Origin of the sequence: Pseudomonas sp. PSB11, assembly GCF_014596605.1 — a bacterium.
Lineage (GTDB): Bacteria > Pseudomonadota > Gammaproteobacteria > Pseudomonadales > Pseudomonadaceae > Aquipseudomonas > Aquipseudomonas umsongensis.
In genome coordinates this window covers 171821-190282 of record NZ_NOIO01000010.1, presented here as the reverse complement: position 1 = coordinate 190282, position 18462 = coordinate 171821, and the positions used below count along the sequence as shown (strand labels likewise).

The 18462-nt window shown below is 61.9% G+C and carries 19 protein-coding genes and 1 riboswitch; of the genes, 12 read left to right on the top strand and 7 right to left on the bottom strand.

Annotated features, from left to right (window positions below):
• Nucleotides 1-226: 226 nt before the first annotated feature.
• The 5 genes from CGA21_RS14790 to purM form a co-directional block, all read right to left on the bottom strand.
• Nucleotides 227-1114, bottom strand: a complete 888-nt coding sequence (locus CGA21_RS14790; protein ID WP_179056630.1) for a pirin family protein — start codon at nucleotides 1112-1114, stop codon at nucleotides 227-229.
• 62 nt (nucleotides 1115-1176) lie between these two features.
• Entirely contained in the window at nucleotides 1177-1593 is a 417-nt protein-coding gene (locus CGA21_RS14785) for an OsmC family protein (RefSeq protein WP_033044272.1), read from the bottom strand.
• 128 nt (nucleotides 1594-1721) lie between these two features.
• Entirely contained in the window at nucleotides 1722-2435 is a 714-nt protein-coding gene (locus CGA21_RS14780; protein ID WP_110746332.1) for a DUF3108 domain-containing protein, read from the bottom strand.
• A gap of 8 nt (nucleotides 2436-2443) precedes the next feature.
• The gene (gene purN, locus CGA21_RS14775; protein ID WP_020799790.1) at nucleotides 2444-3094 is read right to left on the bottom strand and encodes a phosphoribosylglycinamide formyltransferase; all 651 of its coding nucleotides are present in this window, start codon (nucleotides 3092-3094) and stop codon (nucleotides 2444-2446) included.
• A complete protein-coding gene (gene purM / locus CGA21_RS14770; RefSeq protein WP_110746334.1) occupies nucleotides 3094-4152 on the bottom strand; it encodes a phosphoribosylformylglycinamidine cyclo-ligase in 1059 nt (352 codons plus the stop codon). The genes purN and purM overlap by 1 nt, the downstream gene beginning before the upstream one ends.
• A 385-nt stretch (nucleotides 4153-4537) precedes the next feature.
• Between purM and CGA21_RS14765 the strand changes: the two genes are divergently transcribed.
• From CGA21_RS14765 to CGA21_RS14740, 6 genes are all read left to right on the top strand, one after another.
• Entirely contained in the window at nucleotides 4538-5683 is a 1146-nt protein-coding gene (locus CGA21_RS14765) for a DUF2066 domain-containing protein (RefSeq protein WP_188264472.1), read from the top strand.
• A gap of 37 nt (nucleotides 5684-5720) precedes the next feature.
• Nucleotides 5721-6794, top strand: coding sequence for an AI-2E family transporter (locus tag CGA21_RS14760; protein WP_110746336.1), 1074 nt, complete (start codon nucleotides 5721-5723; stop codon nucleotides 6792-6794).
• A 197-nt stretch (nucleotides 6795-6991) separates the two neighbouring features.
• Entirely contained in the window at nucleotides 6992-7696 is a 705-nt protein-coding gene (gene hda / locus CGA21_RS14755) for a DnaA regulatory inactivator Hda (protein ID WP_008063324.1), read from the top strand.
• Between the two features lie 227 nt (nucleotides 7697-7923).
• Nucleotides 7924-8571, top strand: a complete 648-nt coding sequence (locus CGA21_RS14750; protein ID WP_110746338.1) for a C40 family peptidase — start codon at nucleotides 7924-7926, stop codon at nucleotides 8569-8571.
• Between the two features lie 165 nt (nucleotides 8572-8736).
• A complete protein-coding gene (locus CGA21_RS14745; protein WP_188264471.1) occupies nucleotides 8737-9273 on the top strand; it encodes a C40 family peptidase in 537 nt (178 codons plus the stop codon).
• A gap of 18 nt (nucleotides 9274-9291) precedes the next feature.
• Nucleotides 9292-9945, top strand: coding sequence for an O-methyltransferase (locus tag CGA21_RS14740; protein WP_188264470.1), 654 nt, complete (start codon nucleotides 9292-9294; stop codon nucleotides 9943-9945).
• A 79-nt stretch (nucleotides 9946-10024) separates the two neighbouring features.
• Here the strand turns inward: CGA21_RS14740 and CGA21_RS14735 are convergent, their stop codons facing one another.
• Together CGA21_RS14735 and CGA21_RS14730 are read right to left on the bottom strand one after the other, a co-directional pair.
• A complete protein-coding gene (locus CGA21_RS14735) occupies nucleotides 10025-11338 on the bottom strand; it encodes a PQQ-dependent sugar dehydrogenase (RefSeq protein ID WP_188264469.1) in 1314 nt (437 codons plus the stop codon).
• 68 nt (nucleotides 11339-11406) lie between these two features.
• Complete coding sequence (locus CGA21_RS14730) at nucleotides 11407-11991, bottom strand: hypothetical protein (protein WP_110746344.1); 585 nt, start codon at nucleotides 11989-11991, stop codon at nucleotides 11407-11409.
• Nucleotides 11992-12142: 151 nt separating this feature from the next.
• A riboswitch (cobalamin riboswitch) is annotated at nucleotides 12143-12376 on the top strand.
• A gap of 81 nt (nucleotides 12377-12457) precedes the next feature.
• Between CGA21_RS14730 and cobO the strand changes: the two genes are divergently transcribed.
• From cobO to CGA21_RS14700, 6 genes are read left to right on the top strand one after another with little or no spacing between them, the layout of a single operon-like run.
• Entirely contained in the window at nucleotides 12458-13069 is a 612-nt protein-coding gene (gene cobO / locus CGA21_RS14725) for a cob(I)yrinic acid a,c-diamide adenosyltransferase (RefSeq protein ID WP_188264468.1), read from the top strand.
• The gene (locus CGA21_RS14720; protein WP_110746347.1) at nucleotides 13066-14448 is read left to right on the top strand and encodes a cobyrinate a,c-diamide synthase; all 1383 of its coding nucleotides are present in this window, start codon (nucleotides 13066-13068) and stop codon (nucleotides 14446-14448) included. Before cobO ends, CGA21_RS14720 begins: the two co-directional genes overlap by 4 nt.
• Nucleotides 14445-15095, top strand: coding sequence for a 5,6-dimethylbenzimidazole synthase (gene bluB, locus CGA21_RS14715; protein WP_188264467.1), 651 nt, complete (start codon nucleotides 14445-14447; stop codon nucleotides 15093-15095). Before CGA21_RS14720 ends, bluB begins: the two co-directional genes overlap by 4 nt.
• Nucleotides 15092-16000 (top strand): adenosylcobinamide-phosphate synthase CbiB, encoded by a 909-nt coding sequence (gene cbiB, locus CGA21_RS14710; protein ID WP_188264466.1) that lies wholly within the window; start codon nucleotides 15092-15094, stop codon nucleotides 15998-16000. The genes bluB and cbiB overlap by 4 nt, the downstream gene beginning before the upstream one ends.
• A complete protein-coding gene (cobD, locus tag CGA21_RS14705; RefSeq protein WP_110746352.1) occupies nucleotides 15993-16985 on the top strand; it encodes a threonine-phosphate decarboxylase CobD in 993 nt (330 codons plus the stop codon). The genes cbiB and cobD overlap by 8 nt, the downstream gene beginning before the upstream one ends.
• Nucleotides 16982-18433 (top strand): cobyric acid synthase, encoded by a 1452-nt coding sequence (locus CGA21_RS14700; protein ID WP_188264465.1) that lies wholly within the window; start codon nucleotides 16982-16984, stop codon nucleotides 18431-18433. The genes cobD and CGA21_RS14700 overlap by 4 nt, the downstream gene beginning before the upstream one ends.
• Nucleotides 18434-18462: the final 29 nt, after the last annotated feature.

Genomic DNA, 18462 nt, shown 5'->3' with positions numbered 1-18462 from the left:
CTCACGTCCTGCACGAACGGCCCGCTACTCCAGAACTGAGGGATCGACGAAGGCAGGAGCGAGAAAAGCTGAAGGCTGCCCAAGGCAGCCTTCAGCTATGAAACATGTTTACCGGACACTAGTGACGCTCTGCGTGGGAATGCAGCCAGGGACGCTCCGCGTCCCCTCCAGAGCCGAACGCGGAGCGTCCGTTGAGACATTCCTTTGCTGCGCGTGGGAACGATCTTCATAGCGGGGTGGGTTCGCTTCGTCCCTTTGGCAGTTCAATCCTCTCAACTTCCCCCGGCACCGTTGGCCAATCCCCGGCCGCCCAGCGCCGCCGCGCTTCATCGATAGCCGCCGGGTCGCTCGCCACGAAATTCCAGTTGATCCGCCTTGGCCCGTCCAGTGGCGCGCCACCGAACACCACCGCATGACAGTCGCTCTCGGCGAACAATGTCATCTCTTCCCCGGGCGGCAACACCACCAGCGAATGCGGCTCTATCGATTCGCCATCCAGTTGTACTTCACCGCTCAACACATACAGCGCGCGCTCTTCATGCTCGGTGGGAATCAGCAAGGTCGTCGCCGTTTGCAGGTGCAGTTCGGCATACAGCGTAGGGGAAAGCACCGGCACTGGCGACTCCAGGCAAAAGCCCGAGCCTGCGATCATGCGGATCTTCACCCCAAGGTTCTCGCTGACTGGCAAGGTGCTCGCCGGGTGATGACTGTAGTGTCCCGGGCCCTGCTCCCGGTCTTTTGGCGACGCCAGCCAGATCTGCAGGCCGTGCATCGTAAAGCCGCTTTCCTTCAGTGCCTGGGGTGTGCGCTCGACATGGGCGATCGCGCTGCCGGCGGTCATCCAGCTGACATCACCGGCATTCACCACCTGATCCGAGCCAAGGCTGTCCTTGTGCTGCAGCTGGCCTTCAAAGAGGTAGGTGAGGGTGGACAGGCCGATGTGCGGATGCTGGCGGATGTTCATGCCTTCTCCCGCGGCGTAGCGGGTTTGCAGCATGTGGTCGAAAAACACGAAGGGCCCGACATTGCGGCATTTGGCTGACGGCAAAGGGCGAAGAATCGGTTGGCCTTCGACATCTTCGGCGCGGGGGCGGATCACGAGCGGAGTGTTCATGGTGCGTTCCAGGCTGAGCGGGTGATGCGGTCGAGCATAACCCGCTTGCGCAGCCGTTGCCGCTATTGGCTGAACGCGCCTTCGGACAGATGGGTTTCGATGCTGACTTCACTGCTGGTCATCAGCTTGTGTACCGGGCAGCGGTCAGCCACGCGGTGCAGCTCTTCGCGCTGGGCGTCGGTGAGTACGCCCTTGAGGGTCAGTTTCACATGCAGGGCATATTTGCCTTTCTGCTCTTCACTGTTGTCGCGTTTGACCTCCACGCCAACCCCCGTCAGCGGAATGTCCTTTTTCTTCGCATACATCTTCAAGGTCAGGGCCTTGCAGGCGCCCAGTGCGGCATCGAAGTAATCGTGTGGCTCCGGGGCCGAGCCTTCGCCGCCGGCGGTGACGGGCGCATCGGCAAAGAGTTCGTGATCATCGATCTGTACGGTATGGCGCAAACCTTCGGCGGAGACGGTATTGACGGTGACAGTCATGGGAAACCTCGCAAGCGACGGGAAAGGTCATTCGATCAAAAAAGGCGTTGAAGGTATAGAGCCTTGCTCCAATGGTGCGTTCCAAAAAAAAGCCCCGCATTCGCGAGGCTCTTTCATGTCGGTGTGGCTCAGCTGCCTTTAACCGGCTTGCCATTGACCTTGCCGTCCAGGAGCATGATGTTGTACTCCTTGCCGTCGGTCTCGACCTGTTGCAGGCGAACCAGCAGGTAATCCCAATCCTTGGCGAACCACAGCACGGTGATGCGCTTGCTTTGTGTCGGGTCGCGCACGCGCTCGACCTTGATTGCATCGATCTGGCCAGCCTTGGTGTCGACTTTTTCCGCACCCAGCACGCGGAAGTCATAGGTATCGACTTCGCCATCATCGACCACCTGGTAGCTCATGCTTTTCTTGCCAGCGGCCACGTCATGCTGCAGTGCCAGCTGGTAGGTGGATTTGTCGAGCATGCCGCGGTTCAGCGGGATATTGACCGCGTCACCACGATCGGTGCCGGTAACCTTCTTGGCGGTCCAGTCGAAGTCCAGGTCGGCCTTCTTGGCTTTGCCCAGGCCTCCGCGTTCGAAATGGTAGGACTGTGGCAGCAAGGTGTCCTTGTCGACGGTCAGGGTGCTTTCTTCGGACAGGCTGGCGATCATCATCGACGCCTTGAAGTTGAGCTTCCAGACGCCGTTGGCTTGCTTGGTCAGGCTGCGTTCAGCCGTGCCGCTCATGGGCAACTGTTTCCAGTCGGCGGTGTAGCTGGCGGAGAACGGTTGAAGGTCTGCGGCCTGTGCGAAGGGCAGGGCGAGCAGAGCACAAGCGAAGAGCAGGGCGCGACGCATAAAATCTCCTAGGTTCGAATCAAGTGGCCGCTGGGCGCAAGCAACTGTCCATCCAGTAAAGCACCTTGTTCGCTGAGCGATAGCCGGCCTTCGGCAAACCAGCGTACGGCCATGGGGTAGATCAGGTGTTCCTGTACATGGACCCGCTGCGCCAGGCTCTGCGGCGAGTCGTGCAACTCTACCGGTATTACTGCTTGTACGACCAGTGGTCCGCCATCGAGTTCCTCGGTGACAAAGTGCACGGAGCAGCCGTGTTCGGCGTCCCCGGCCTCCAGCGCGCGCTGATGAGTGTGTAACCCTTTGTATTTGGGCAACAGCGAGGGATGGATATTGAGCAGGCGACCGGCGTAATGGCGTACGAAATCAGCGCTGAGAATGCGCATGAATCCGGCCAGCACCACGAGTTTGGGATTGAAGGCGTCGATCAGTTCGATCAGCGCGGCGTCGAAGGCCTCGCGGCCTTCGAAAGCCTTGTGATCCAGGGTGCGGGTTTCGATACCCGCGTCCCTGGCACGTTGCAGGCCGTAGGCGTCGGCACGGTTGGAGATCACCGCAGCGACGCGGACCGGGCTGTCGCCGGTCTGCGTGCTGTCGATCAAGGCCTGCAAGTTACTGCCGGTGCCGGAGAGCAGCACCACGACATCACAGGTCTGGGACATCAGTGAGCCTTGAGGTTCTTCAGTTCAACCTGGGCCGCGCCTTCGGCAGCGGTGGCGATCTGACCGATGACCCAAGGCTGCTCGCCAGCTTCACGCAGCACGTTCAGCGCGGTTTCCACGTGCTCTTGAGCCACGCAGATAACCATGCCCACGCCGCAGTTCAGCACGCGGTGCATTTCGTTTTCGTCGACGTTGCCTTTTTCCTGCAGCCAGTCGAACACCGCAGGGCGAGTCCAGCTTGCCACGTCAACCACCGCTTGTGCGCCTTTTGGCAATACGCGCGGGATGTTGTCCAGCAGGCCGCCACCGGTGATGTGGGCCATGGCCTTGACCGCGCCTGTTTCCTTGATCAGCTTGAGCAGCGGCTTCACGTAGATACGGGTCGGGGCCATCAGCAGGTCGGTCAGCGGCTTGCCGTCGAGCTGGATGTTCTCGATGTCGGCACCGGACACTTCGATGATCTTGCGGATCAGCGAGTAGCCGTTGGAGTGCGGGCCGGAAGACGGCAGGGCGAGCAGCGCATCGCCAGCAGCAACCTTGGAACCGTCGATGATCTCGGCTTTTTCCACGACGCCAACGCAGAAGCCGGCCAGGTCGTAGTCTTCGCCTTCGTACATGCCTGGCATTTCCGCGGTTTCACCGCCGACCAGGGAGCAACCGGACAGTTCGCAACCAGCGCCGATGCCGGTCACCACCTGGGCGGCGGTGTCGACGTTGAGCTTGCCGGTGGCGTAGTAGTCGAGGAAGAACAGCGGCTCTGCGCCGCACACCACCAGGTCGTTGACGCACATGGCAACCAGGTCGATGCCGATGCTGTCGTGCTTGTTCAGGTTCAAGGCCAGGCGCAGCTTGGTGCCGACACCGTCAGTACCGGAAACCAGCACGGGCTGCTTGTAGCCGGCCGGGATTTCGCAGAGGGCGCCAAAACCGCCCAGGCCGCCCATGACTTCCGGGCGCGCAGTGCGCTTGGCGACGCTCTTGATGCGTTCGACCAATGCTTCACCGGCGTCGATGTCTACACCGGCGTCCTTGTAGCTCAGGGAGGGTTGCTTGCTCATGATCCAGGCCTTTAGGGGGGATTTCTGGGTAACGACCGAGTCCAGCGGGACCGCCGACATCGACGAAGGTGATTGCCTCACGCGATATTCGAGGGTGCCCGGCTGTTGCCGGTCTGCGAAGGCGCGCGATTTTATCAGGCTTGAAGGGCAGCGGCCATCCTCACGCCGACGGCAGGGGGCATATCGGCCGAAAAAAACTGCCATTACCCCGTGTGGGTGACATCCTGCTCGCCTGTACGGGGTGTCGTCATTAACCGTCTATCGTTAGCACAGAGCGAAAACTTACCCAGGGCGTGTGAATGTTTTGCGTTCGGCAATGGTCACAGCCTTGCCCGATCGTCTTCATGCGGTCTGTTCCAGCCGCCTTTGTCCTCAGGAATATTCCATGGGTTTTTGTAAATTCTTGTTTGTGGGCTGTTTGTCACTGGTTAGCCTGACCAGCCTGGTAGGCCATGCTGAAACAGTCAAGGGCCTCTATCAAGTGCGCGAACCGGTCAACGGCCAGTCGCCGGAGGAGCGTGAGCAAGCCACGCAGCGAGCGCTCGATACGCTGGTCTTGCGCCTGACCGGCGATCCCAAGGCACCGCAGAATCCCGGGTTGGCGGCGATTCGCAAAGATCCGCAGCAAATCATCAGCCAGTACGGCTTCGAGGCAGGCCCGCCGGAAGTGTTGAAAGTCGATTTCGACCCGGGCACCACCGATCAGGCGTTGCGTCGGGCCGGGTTGGCGATGTGGGGCGCCAATCGGCCGTCGATACTGGGCTGGTGGTTGAACGACTACACCGAGGGTTCGAGCCTGGTGGGCGATGGTCAGGCCGGTGCGACACCCCTGCGCCGCGCCGCGCAACACCGTGGTTTACCCCTGCGTCTGCCGCTGGCGGACTTGAACGAACAAATCGTCGGCACCGGGCCGAATCTGGAAAGTGCCGATCCGTCGGCACTGCGCAGCGCGTCACAGCGCTACAATGCCGACGCCTTGCTGGCGGTGCATGCCCGTGAAGAGGGCGGCCAGTGGCAAGCCAAGTGGCAATTGTGGCTGGGCGACCAGAAAGAGGCCGGCAGCGCCCAAGGCGCCGATCAAGCCGCTTTGGCGGACGCGGTGATGCTGGCGGTCAACCAACGGCTGGCGCCTCGATTTGTCGCCAAGCCCGGGGCCTCGGCCGCGCAGTTGCTGGAAGTCCAAGGCATGAATCTGGAGCGGTATGCGACCCTGGGTCGCCTGTTGGAGCCTTTCGGCGGTCGTCCGCAAAGTGTCGACGGCGACCGGATTCTTTATCGGGTCAATGGCAGTACCGATCAACTGCGAGCGCAATTATCGCTGGCCAGGTTGCAGGAGGTTGCGGGGGAGCCGGCGCCGGTGCCCGCGGTGCCGGTCCAGCCTATCGCCGGTGGTTCGGTACCCGCGGTGCCGGTCCAGCCTGTCGCCGGTGGTTCGGTACCCGCGGTGCCGGTCCAGCCTGTCGCCGGTGGTTCGGTACCCGCGGTAGCGCCCGCACCGGCACCGACGCCGCAATTGCGTTTCCGCTGGTAGGATTTTCTTTCTTTATATAGAAGCAATGGAGTGGTTCATGGCCGATACGCGGCGTTGGTTCTGGTTGGGTGGAGTGCTGTTGCTCTGCGCGTTTGTCTGGCTGTTGCACCCGATCCTCACGCCGTTCCTGGTGGCGTTGTTGTTGGCCTATCTGTTTGACCCCCTGGTGGACCGGCTGGAAAACGCCGGGTTGTCCCGGACTTGGGGCGTGATTGCGGTATTTGCGTTGTTCACCCTGATCTTCACCACGCTGTTGCTGGTGTTGGTGCCGATGCTCGCCAAGCAGTTGTTTCGCTTGTATGAGCTGGCGCCGCAGATGCTCGACTGGCTGCAGCACACTGCATTGCCCTGGGCGCAATCGAAGTTCGGGCTGTCAGAGGGTTTCTGGAAGTTCGACAAGCTCAAGGCTGCGATCAGCGAGCACATGGGGCAGACGACCGACATCGTGGGCGTGGTGTTGAGCCAGGCGACAGCATCTGGTTTGGCGTTGATCGGCTGGCTGGCGAACCTGGTGCTGATTCCGGTGGTGAGTTTCTACTTGCTGCGGGATTGGGACCTGATGATGGCCAAGATCCGCAGCCTGCTGCCGCGCGATCGCGAAGAGCGCGCAGTGGCGCTGGCCGAGGAGTGCCATGAAGTGCTCGGTGCCTTCGTCCGCGGGCAATTGCTGGTGATGGTCGCGTTGGGCGTCATCTACGCTGCGGGTCTAATGCTGGTGGGTCTGGAGCTGGGCCTGTTGATCGGGATGATTGCCGGTCTGGCGGCGATTGTGCCGTACATGGGCTTTATCATTGGCATTGGCGCGGCGCTGATTGCCGGGCTGTTCCAGTTTGGCGGCGATCTGTATCCCATGATGGGTATTGTCGCGGTGTTCATGGTCGGTCAGGCGCTCGAGGGCATGGTGCTCACACCCTTGTTGGTGGGAGACCGCATCGGCCTGCACCCGGTGGCAGTGATCTTCGCCATTCTGGCCGGGGGCGAACTGTTTGGTTTCACCGGTGTGTTGCTGGCGCTGCCCGTGGCCGCGGTAATCATGGTGCTGTTGCGCCATGTCCATGATTTGTATAAGGATTCTGATATGTACAGCGGTGTGGACGAGCCAGAGCTGTAGAGGGGGTCGCGGGCAGCCCGGATTGACGCCCGGTGGCTGCCCATGGCGCCAGAGAATCTGTCATAAATCCGGTGCGCTAACGCAAACCTTTGATTTTGCTTGTGGTCTGTCGCATTGTGCGGTCGGCTTCACGGGTATAAACTTCGCAAACTTTACACAGAGGCCACTAACGGTTCCTTTGGAACTGTTCAGTCAGCATGAAACCGATTCAGCTGCCCCTAGGTGTGCGTCTGCGTGACGACGCCACCTTCATCAACTACTACCCAGGCGCCAATGCCGCTGCACTCGGCTATGTCGAGCGGCTGTGCGAAGCCGACGCCGGCTGGACCGAAAGCCTGATCTACCTGTGGGGCAAGCATGGGGTAGGGCGTACGCATCTGTTGCAGGCCGCGTGCCTGCGCTTCGAACAGATGGGTGAACCAGCGGTGTACCTGCCGCTGGCCGAGTTGATGGATCGCGGCATCGAGATCCTCGACAACCTCGAGCAATACGAACTGGTCTGCCTGGACGACTTGCAGGCGGTGGCGGGCAAGGCGGACTGGGAAGAAGCGTTGTTCCACCTGTTCAACCGCCTGCGCGACAGTGGTCGGCGCCTGCTGATTGCCGCGTCGACTTCGCCACGCGAGCTGCCGGTAAAGCTGGCGGACCTCAAGTCGCGCCTGACCCTGGCGCTGATATTCCAGATGCGCCCACTCTCAGACGAAGACAAGTTGCGTGCCTTGCAGCTGCGTGCATCTCGCCGCGGCCTGCACCTGACCGACGAGGTCGGGCACTTCATCCTGACCCGCGGTACCCGCAGCATGAGTGCCTTGTTCGAACTGCTTGAGCAACTCGACCAGGCCTCTCTCCAAGCGCAGCGCAAGTTGACCATCCCGTTCCTGAAAGAAACCCTGGGCTGGTAGCCAGGTCCCGTAAATTCAGGGCTTGCAGCGAATTTTGACAGATTCAAGGCGTCAGAAAATCCGCTTTCCTGATGGGAGCAGGCTGCGCAAGTGTCTGGAATGGGCTTTAGCGCTTAGATGTCAGCGGGAAACCAAGAAGTCACAAAAAGTTCGATTGAATTTGCAAATGAGAATGATAGAAGGCATAGTCGCGGCTCTTGATAACTAATTCAGCCACGGTCGTGCCCATGCTAAATCGCTTTGCACCCCTCGTGCCCCTCGCACTCGTTACCCTGTTGTTCGGTTGCGCTGCCCACACGCCAGTGTCCGAGCAAGCGCAACAACAGCAGGTTCAACATTCCGGTACCGCCCAGTCTTCCGCTCTCTATAAGCAAGCGTTTGAGCTCGAAGAAGCGGCTACTGAAAAAGAACTGGCCAGCTTCGCCGACGGCAAGTCGTACCAGCTTCCGGTTCTGGCCGACAGCATCCTCGAACGCGGCATGTCCCTGATCGGTACCCGTTACCGTTTCGGCGGTACCTCCGAAGCCGGTTTCGATTGCAGCGGTTTCATCGGTTACCTGTTCCGTGAAGAAGCGGGCATGAACCTGCCACGCTCCACCCGCGAAATGATCAACGTTGATGCGCCGCTGGTATCGCGCAGTAAACTTGAGCCAGGTGACCTGCTGTTCTTCGCCACCAACGGTCGTCGCGGTCGCGTCAGTCATGCCGGGATCTACCTGGGTGACAATCAGTTCATTCACTCCAGCAGCCGCAAAAGCGGTGGTGTGCGCATCGACAACCTCGGTGACAGCTACTGGAGCAAGACCTTCATCGAAGCCAAGCGAGCACTCGCCATGGCTCCTGCAGCGGCGCCAATCGTCACTGCTCGCAAGTAAGCGCACATTTCGTAAGGCGAACTTAAAGTCTTACTTGAAGTTTGCCTGATAAGCGCTAAAATTCTGATTCATGAATGATGGCAAACCGCCTGCGTGATCCGCAGGCGGTTTTCTTTTCTGCGCTCCCGCAGAAATTAGCCGCAGCCTGATCAGGATGCTCTGCTTATGACGATGTCGGCCCGCCTCGCAATCATGCTGTTCGCAGCGCTGCTCAGTGCCTGTGCCAGCCGTACACCGCCACCTGCGCCGGTAGTTCGCACGCCCGTCGTATTCGCGCCCTCCCAGGACTTTTCTCCAGAAGCGCAAGACGTGCTGTTTCGCGCGTTGGGGCTGGTCGGGACGCCTTATCGCTGGGGCGGCAACACGCCGGACTCCGGATTTGATTGCAGTGGCCTGATTGCTTACGTCTACCGTGATATGGCCGGTATTTCCTTGCCCCGCACCACCCGTGAAATGATCTCCATGCAAGCGGCCAATGTCGGCAAGGAAGGCCTGCAAACAGGTGACCTGATCTTCTTCGCCACCAACGGTGGTTCCCAGGTCAGCCATGCCGGCATCTATGTCGGCGAAGGCCGCTTCGTGCATGCGCCGGCTACCGGTGGCACGGTCAAGCTCGACAGCTTGTCCAAGGCTTATTGGCAAAGAGCCTACCTGAGTGCCAAGCGCGTCCTGCAACCCGAGCATTTGGCGCGCAACCCGTAACCGCCAGAGGGTGATGCCATGACCGCCCGCACGCTCAATCTCGACGATTCGCTCTATCAGTACCTGCTCGACGTCTCCCTGCGCGAAACCCCGCTGCTCAAGCGCTTGCGCGATGAAACCCAGGCGCTGCCCATGGCGCGCTGGCAGGTGGCGCCGGAACAGGGGCAGTTTCTCGCGTTGCTGGTGAAGCTCACCGGCGCGAGGCGTGTGCTGGAAGTCGGCACCTTCACCGGTTACAGCGCCCTGTGCATGGCAGCGGCATTGCCGACTGACGGTTCGCTGATTTGCTGTGACATTCCCGGGGATTACAACGCCATCGCGCACCGCTATTGGCAGGAGGCCGGCCTCTCCGGGCGCATCGATCTGCGGCTGGGGCCTGCGCTGGAAACCCTGGGCGCGCTGAATCAGCCAGGCCAGTTTGATTTGATTTTCATCGATGCCGACAAGGCCAACTATCCGGCGTACCTGGAGCAGGCGCTTCGTCTGTTGCGCAACGGTGGGCTGGCGGTGTTCGATAACACCCTGTGGAGTGGCCGGGTGCTTGAGGATAATCCCGAGAGCTCCGATACCCGCGCCATCCAGGCGCTGAATCGCGCCCTGAAGGATGACGCGCGGGTGGATCTGTCGCTGTTGCCGTTGGGGGATGGGCTGACGCTCTGTCGTAAACGCTAAAGATCGCAGCCTGCGGCAGCTCCTACAGGGTGTACACCTTTCAATGTAGGAGCTGCCGAAGGCTGCGATCTTTTGACGTTTATTTAGCCGCCGATACTCGCCACACCTTATTCCCCACATCGTCGGCCACCAGCAGGGCACCTTGCTGATCGATCACCACGCCCACTGGCCGGCCCATGGCTTTTTCCTCGTCATTGAGGAACCCGGTGAGCACATCCACCGGTTGCCCGCTTGGCTTGCCACCGCTGAAGGGCACGAAAATCACTTTGTAACCGCTGTGCGGCTTGCGGTTCCACGAGCCATGCTGGCCGATGAATGCGCCTTCCTTGAATTGCGCTGGCAACCGGCTGCCTTCGGCAAACGTCAGGCCCAGTGAGGCGGTGTGAGGGCCTACCGCGTAGTCCGGAGCAATCGCCCTGGCCACCAGGTCGGGGTTTTGCGGGTCGACACGCTCGTCGACGTGCTGGCCGTAATAACTGAATGGCCAGCCATAGAAGGCGCCGTCTTTCACCGAGGTGATGTAGTCCGGCACCAGGTCGCTGCCGATTTCGTCCCGCTCATTCACGGCCGTCCACAGCGCACCGCTTTGTGGCTCCCAGGCCATGCCGTTGGGGTTACGCAGGCCTGAAGCGAAGATCCTGTGGTTGCCGGTGGCGCGATCCACTTCCCAGATCGCCGCGCGCCCTTGCTCCTGGTCCATGCCGTTTTCGCCGACGTTGCTGTTGGAGCCCACCGTGACATACAGCTTGCTGCCGTCCTTGCTGGCGATGACGTTCTTGGTCCAGTGGTGATTCAGGGTCCCGCCCGGCAGGTCGACGACTTTGATCGGCTGGGACTTGATTGCCGTGTCACCGATTTCATAGCGAAAGCGCAACAGCCGGTCGGTGTCGGCAACGTACAGGTCATTGCCGACCAGGGTCATGCCGAAGGGCGAGTTGAGGTTTTCCAGGAATACCGTGCGGGTTTCGGCAATGCCATCGTGGTTGCCATCTCGCAGCAGTGTGATGCGATTCGCGCTCGGCACCGCAGCGCCGGCGCGCCCCATGACTTTCTTGGTGATCCAGCCCTTGATGCCTTTGTTGTCATCGGGCTTGGGCGGGGCATTGGTTTCGGCAACCAGCACGTCGCCATTGGGCAGCACATAAAGCCAGCGCGGATGATCGAGGTTCTCGGCAAAGGCGCCGACCTGAGTACCGCTGGCCGCGACGGGTTTTGCGCCGTCTGCCCAGCCAATGGCCGGGGCGATGTTCATTGTCGGGAACAGTGTCTTGTTCGGTTCGGGGAGCTTGGGGGACGGCCCGGTGCCGTCGGTGACTTGCAAGCGGGCGGTTTCGCCACAGGCGACGAGCCCTCCCGCTAATGCGATGACGAAAACCAGCTCGGATGTGCGCATTGCTGACCTTCCCTATGAATGCAGTGACTTAAATCATAGAGAAGCGGCAAAGCCCGATGGTTCAACCTTTAGCCGCGAGCTTCCTTGAGCAACACGGCAATACCTGGGTGATAGTGACCGGCTTCATTGCGCAATTTGCGATAGGCATAGGGGAAATACCAGGCCACGGCGCAGCAGTGCTCCTTTTGCAGGTCATCGACCATGTCCTGCAGTTCTTCCGGGGTGGCGCCTTGCTGGCTCTTGTGGGGCGCAACGAACAGGCAGCCGATCTTCAGGTCGCTGGCGTAGCTGATTTTTTTCGCGTCGCTGGTGATGTCCAGCAAGGCCTGGGTCAGGTTCAGGCTGTTAACGCGTGGCCAGCGCTGCGTGGCCTGCAGCCAGGCGCGATCTTCGGGGGTGGCGACAAACAGGTCGGCGCGGCCGTTGCGTTCGCCTTCTTCGGTCTGTTTGCGCGTGGGCGATTGTTGCAGCGTGACCATCTCTGCCATCCATGCCGCGGCGGAAAGCAGGCCGAGGTTGGCTTTTTCATCGAGCCAGTAGGGTGTCTCGTTGTCGCCGCGAACGGCGTTATAACGATCGATACAGTCGAACCAGTGCTCCAGCACCGGACGCAGGAATTCCAGCTTCGGATTGCTGATGATCATGCCTTGCATGGGGCTCACCTTATTATTGTGTTGTGAGATTGTGGCAAATTGATATCACTGAAGTGAGTGTGACACAACATTGACGTCATTTTATGAATGCTTGGCAGTTATTCGTTCCAGCACCCTGTCTTCAATTGACGCTCCACCCCCAACCCTCTAACCTTCGCCGCTTGTTTCAGGTGCTCTGTGGCTTGGGTCGACAGAGTGAAACAGGGAAGCCGGTGAGTGAGCGCTTCAGTCGATGAAGCCCTGCGATCCCGGCGCTGCCCCCGCAACGGTAAATGAGTGAACGCTGCGCTTGAAGCCACTGCGTCGATATCGATGCGGGAAGGCGCGCAGCGAGGCTTCACGCCGCTCATGAGCCCGGAGACCGGCCTGATCCATCCAAGCGGCATCACGGTGGGCGATGCCAGGCTTCTTGCCGTCTATTCTTGTGCCTGCCCGCCGTTAATCCTGCCTCAACGGAGAGCTCCCCATGTCTGACCATCCTGATCGTGACGAACGTCACCTGGCGCGCATGCTGCGCAAAAAGGCGGTGATCGACGAACGCATCGCCAATTCCCCAAACGAATGCGGCCTGCTGCTGGTGCTGACCGGCAATGGCAAAGGCAAGAGCAGTTCGGCGTTCGGCATGCTCGCGCGTGCCATGGGGCATGGCATGCAGTGCGGCGTGGTGCAGTTCATCAAGGGACGTAACAGCACCGGTGAAGAGCTGTTCTTCCGACGCTTTCCCGAGCAGGTGCGTTTTCATGTGATGGGCGAGGGCTTCACCTGGGAGACCCAGGATCGCCAGCGCGACATCGCGGCTGCCGAAGCGGCCTGGGCGGTGTCGCAGCAACTGCTGCGCGATCCGTCCATCGGCCTGGTGGTGCTGGACGAACTGAACATCGCCCTCAAGCACGGCTACCTCGATCTCGATCAGGTGCTTAGCGACTTGCAGGTGCGTCCGCCCATGCAGCACGTGGTGGTCACCGGTCGCGGTGCCAAGCCGGAGATGGTCGAACTGGCGGATACCGTCACTGAAATGGGCATGGTCAAGCACGCCTTCCAGGCCGGTATCAAGGCGCAAAAAGGCGTGGAGCTGTGAACCAGCCTCGACGTTGCCCGGCGGTGCTGATTGCTGCGCCGGCGTCAGGCCAGGGCAAGACCACCGTGACCGCCGCGCTGGCCCGGTTGCATCGTAACCAGGGCCGTAAGGTTCGCGTGTTCAAGTGCGGCCCGGACTTTCTCGATCCGATGATCCTCGAACGCGCCAGCGGTGCACCGGTATATCAGCTGGACATGTGGATGGTCGGCGAGCAGGACAGTCGCCGCCTGTTGTGGGAGGCCGCCGGCGACGCTGACCTGATCCTGATCGAAGGCGTCATGGGACTGTTCGACGGTACGCCGTCCAGCGCCGACCTGGCGCGGCATTTCGGCGTGCCGGTGCTCGCTGTGATCGACGGCACCGCCATGGCGCAGACCTTCGGCGCACTGGCCCTGGGCCTGGCGCGTTATCAGCCGGACTTGCCGTTTGCCGGCGTGCTGGCCAACCGCGTGGGCACCCTGCGCCACGCGCAACTGCTCGAAGGCAGCCTGACCGAAGGCCTGCGCTGGTATGGCGCCTTGTCACGGGAGACCGGGATCGAATTGCCGAGTCGACACCTTGGCCTGGTGCAGGCCAGCGAGTTGAATGACCTGGATGTGCGCCTCGATGCGGCGGCCGAGGCCCTGGCCGGCAGTTGCGAAGTCGCGCTGCCGCCAGCGGTGGAATTCGCCGCGCCCGATGTGGTGACAGTCGAACCCTTGCTGGCTGGCGTGCGCATCGCCGTGGCCCGAGACGAAGCGTTTGCCTTTACCTATGGCGCCAGTCTCGATGTGCTGCGGGCGATGGGTGCTGAGCTGCGGTTTTTCTCGCCGATCCGTGATGCAGGTTTGCCAGAGGCCGACAGCCTGTACCTGCCGGGTGGCTATCCGGAATTGCACCATGTGGCATTGGCGCAAAACACCTCGATGCTGGCCGCGATCCGCGCTCACTACGCCGCGGGCAAACCCTTGCTGGCGGAATGTGGCGGGATGCTTTACCTACTCGATTCGCTGACCGATGTTGAAGGTGCGCGCGCGGAACTGGTCGGCTTGCTGGCGGGTGATGCGGTGATGCAAAAGCGCTTGGCGGCGCTGGCGCTGCAAGCGGTTGAGCTGCCGGAAGGTGCTTTGCGCGGGCATACCTATCACCATTCGTTGACCACGACCGAGCTTGTTCCGATTGCCCGTGGCCTGAGTCCTAACGGCGGGCGCGGGGCCGAAGCGGTTTATCGTGAGGGGCGGATGACGGCCTCTTACGTGCACTTCTATTTTCCGTCCAATCCATCAGCGATTGCCGCTTTGTTTGCGCCTGACCGTTCGGACACCTTCGCGAGCAAGCCCGCTCCCACAGGGGAACGCCTATCAAATGTGGGAGCGAGCCTGCTCGCGAAAAGGCCATGACCGACAACGCCTTCAGCCCGGCCGAGCGCGCAGCGGTCTACCGCGCCATCGGCGAGCGCCGCGACATGCGTCACTTCGCCGGCGGCACGGTCGAGCCCGAGCTGCTGCGATGCCTGCTCGAAGCCGCGCATCAGGCGCCGAGTGTCGGCCTGATGCAGCCCTGGCGGTTCATCCGCATCAGCGATCGGGCCTTGCGTGGACAGATCCAGGCGCTGGTGGAAGAAGAGCGCATCCGCACCGCCGAGGCGCTGGGTGAGCGCACCGACGAATTCATGCACCTCAAGGTCGAGGGCATCAACGATTGCGCCGAAGTGCTGGTCGCCGCGTTGATGGACGATCGCGAGCGGCACATCTTTGGTCGTCGCACCCTGCCGGAAATGGACCTGGCCTCGTTGTCTTGCGCCATCCAGAACCTCTGGCTGGCGTCCCGCGCCGAAGGGCTGGGCATGGGCTGGGTCTCGCTGTTCGAACCGCAAGCCCTGGCGGACCTGCTGGGCCTGCCACCTGGCGCCAAGCCCCTGGCCATTCTCTGCCTGGGACCGGTCAAGGCCTTCTATCCGGCGCCGATGCTGGTGCTCGAAGGCTGGGCGCAGGCGCGTCCGTTGAGTGAGCTGCTGTACGAAAACTATTGGGGAGTGAGTCAATGAGTGTGGCGTTGTTGAGTGTCGCCGCGGTAGCGCTGGATGCGCTGCTGGGTGAACCCAAGCGCTGGCATCCGCTGGTGGCGTTCGGCCGATTTGCCGAGCGCATCGAGCAACGTTTCAACGGTGGCGGTCGCGGCTGGCGCAGCCATGGGGTCACCGCGTGGGTGATCGTCGTAGTGCCGCTGACCCTGTTGGCCACGGCGCTCTCCTGGGCGCCTTACGTCGGCTGGATCGTCGAGATTCTCGCGCTCTATTGCGCCCTGGGCATGCGCAGCCTCGGCGAGCACGTCACGCCGGTGGCCAAGGCCTTGCGCAGCGGTGACCTTGAACAAGCGCGCCAACGCGTGAGTTATCTGGTCAGCCGCAAAACCAGTGATCTGGATGAAACCGCCGTGGCCCGTGCCGCCACCGAATCGGTGCTGGAAAACGGCAGCGACGCGGTGTTTGCCGCGCTGTTCTGGTTTGCCGTGGCCGGTGCGCCCGGCGTGGTGCTCTACCGTTTGAGCAATACCCTGGACGCGATGTGGGGTTATCGCAACGAACGCTTCGAGCGTTTTGGCTGGGCGGCGGCGAAAATTGACGACGTGCTCAATTACATCCCCGCGCGCCTGGTGGCGCTGACCTACGCGCTGCTGGGCAGCACCCGGTTGGCATTGAAATGTTGGCGTACCCAGGGGCCAACCTGGGACAGCCCGAATGCCGGTCCGGTGATGGCGGCGGGGGCCGGTGCGTTGGGCGTCGAGCTGGGCGGGCCGGCGGTTTATCACGGTGAACTGCATCAGCGCCCGACGCTGGGCGAGGGCGTGCCGGCGGATGCCGACGCCATCGACCGCGGCTGGCAACTGGTGCAGCGTGGGGTATGGTTGTGGCTGCTGATTCTGTGCGTGGGGTCTGAATTTTATGCTTGAGCACGGCGGGCGACTGCGCAAGGCGGCGCACGATTACGGCATCGATGAAGCCGATTGGCTTGACCTGTCCAGCGGTCTGGCCCCCTGGCCGTTTCCAGTGCCGGACATCCCGCAGCGGGCCTGGGCGCGATTGCCGGAAACCAATGACGGTCTGGAGCAGGCGGCCTGCGACTACTACGGCACCTTGCAAGCGTTGCCGGTCGCCGGTTCGCAGATGGCCATCCAGTTGCTGCCGCGTTTGCGGCGGGCGGGCAAGGTCGGCGTACTGTCACCCTGTTATGCCGAACATGCCGAGGCGTGGCGGCGCAATGGCTACATCGTGCGCGAAGTGCTGGAGCAGGAGGTCGACTTCTTCGTCGATAGCCTCGACGTGCTGGTGGTGGTCAACCCGAATAATCCAACCGGGCTCAGCCTGACGCCCGCCCGGCTGCTCGACTGGCATTCGCGCCTGGCCCCGCGCGGTGGCTGGCTGGTGGTGGACGAGGCCTTCATGGACAACACGCCGCACCTGAGTGTGGCGCCGTTTGCCCATCAGGTAGGCTTGATCGTGCTGCGCTCCTTTGGCAAGTTTTTCGGCCTGGCCGGCGTGCGCCTGGGTTTTGTCCTGGCTGAGCGCAAGTTGCTCAAGTTGCTCGCCGAGCAGGTCGGGCCGTGGGCGGTCAGCGGGCCGACCCGTGTGCTGGGCCAGGCGTGCCTGCGCGACACCGAAGGGCACGTTCGACAGCGCGAGCGCGCCGATGAGGCCAGTGCGCGGCTGGCCACCCTGTTGACCCGGCACGGCTTCCAGCCCCAAGGCGGGTGCGCCTTGTTCCAATGGCTGATCACCGAGCGCGCCGAAGTACTGCACGAGTTCATGGCCCGGCGCGGCATTCTATTGCGCCTGTTCACCCACAACAGCAGCCTGCGTTTCGGCCTGCCTGGCGATGAAGCCGACTGGGCACGCCTCGACTGCGCGTTCGATGCCTTCACCAGGGAAAGCCAATGACCACCTTAATGGTGCAGGGCACCACATCCGACGCCGGTAAAAGCACGCTGGTGACGGCCCTGTGCCGCTGGGTTACGCGCCAGGGTGTCAGCGTGGTGCCGTTCAAGCCGCAGAACATGGCGCTCAATAGCGCGGTGACTGCCGACGGTGGCGAGATTGGTCGCGCGCAAGCCGTGCAAGCCCAGGCCGCTTTTCTTGAGCCCCACACCGACATGAACCCGGTGCTGCTCAAGCCCAACAGCGATACCGGCGCCCAGGTGATCATCCACGGGCGTGCAGTCACCACGATGAATGCCGTGGCCTATCACGACTACAAATCCATTGCGATGCAAGCGGTGCTGGCGTCCCACGAACGCTTGAGCTCAGCGTATCCAGTGGTGATGGTCGAGGGCGCGGGCTCGCCGGCCGAGATCAACCTGCGCGCTGGCGACATCGCCAACATGGGCTTCGCCGAAGCGGTCGATTGCCCGGTGGTGCTCATAGCCGACATCAACCGGGGCGGAGTTTTCGCTCACCTGGTGGGCACCCTGGAACTGCTGTCGCCCTCCGAGCAGGCGCGGGTCAAAGGGTTCGTCATCAACCGTTTTCGCGGTGACATCGCCCTGCTGCAACCCGGTCTCGATTGGCTTGAAGCGCGCACTGGCAAGCCGGTGATCGGCGTACTGCCGTACGTAATGGACCTGCACCTGGAGGCCGAGGACGGCATCGACCAGCGCCAGGCCGACAAGGCCGGGCAGCTGTTGAAGGTGGTGGTGCCGGTGCTGCCGCGCATCAGCAACCACACCGATTTCGATCCACTGCGTCTGCACCCGCAAGTGGACCTGCAGTTCATTGGCCCCGGCCAGGCGATTCCAGCGGCCGACCTGGTCATTCTGCCAGGCTCGAAAAGCGTGCGTAGCGATCTGGCCTATCTGCGCGCCAATGGCTGGGACGCCGCGATCTCGCGACACCTGCGCTATGGCGGAAAAGTCCTGGGTATCTGCGGTGGCCTGCAGATGCTCGGCGAGCAGGTGCATGACCCGCTGGGCCTTGAAGGCGCGCCGGGGTCCAGTGATGGCCTGGGCCTGCTGGCATTCACCACGCAGCTTGAAGAACACAAGCAACTGCGCAATGTGCGCGGGCGCCTGGCGCTGGAGAATGCTGAGGTTTGCGGTTATGAAATCCATGCCGGCGTGACCACCGGCCCAGCGCTGGAGAATGCCGCCGTGCAGCTGGACGATGGTCGCTGCGATGGCGCGCAGAGTGTCGATGGGCAAATTTTCGGCACCTATTTACATGGCCTGTTTGAATCCCCTGCGGCGTGCAGTGCACTGTTGCGATGGGCGGGTTTGCAGAATGTGCGGGAGGTGGATTACCACGCCTTGCGCGAGCGGGATATCGAGCGCTTGGCGGATCTGGTTGAAAAGCATCTGGATACCGGGCTGTTGCGCGAGCTCTGTGGTTTTTGAGGTGGCTGTGCTGGCCCCTTTGCGGGCAA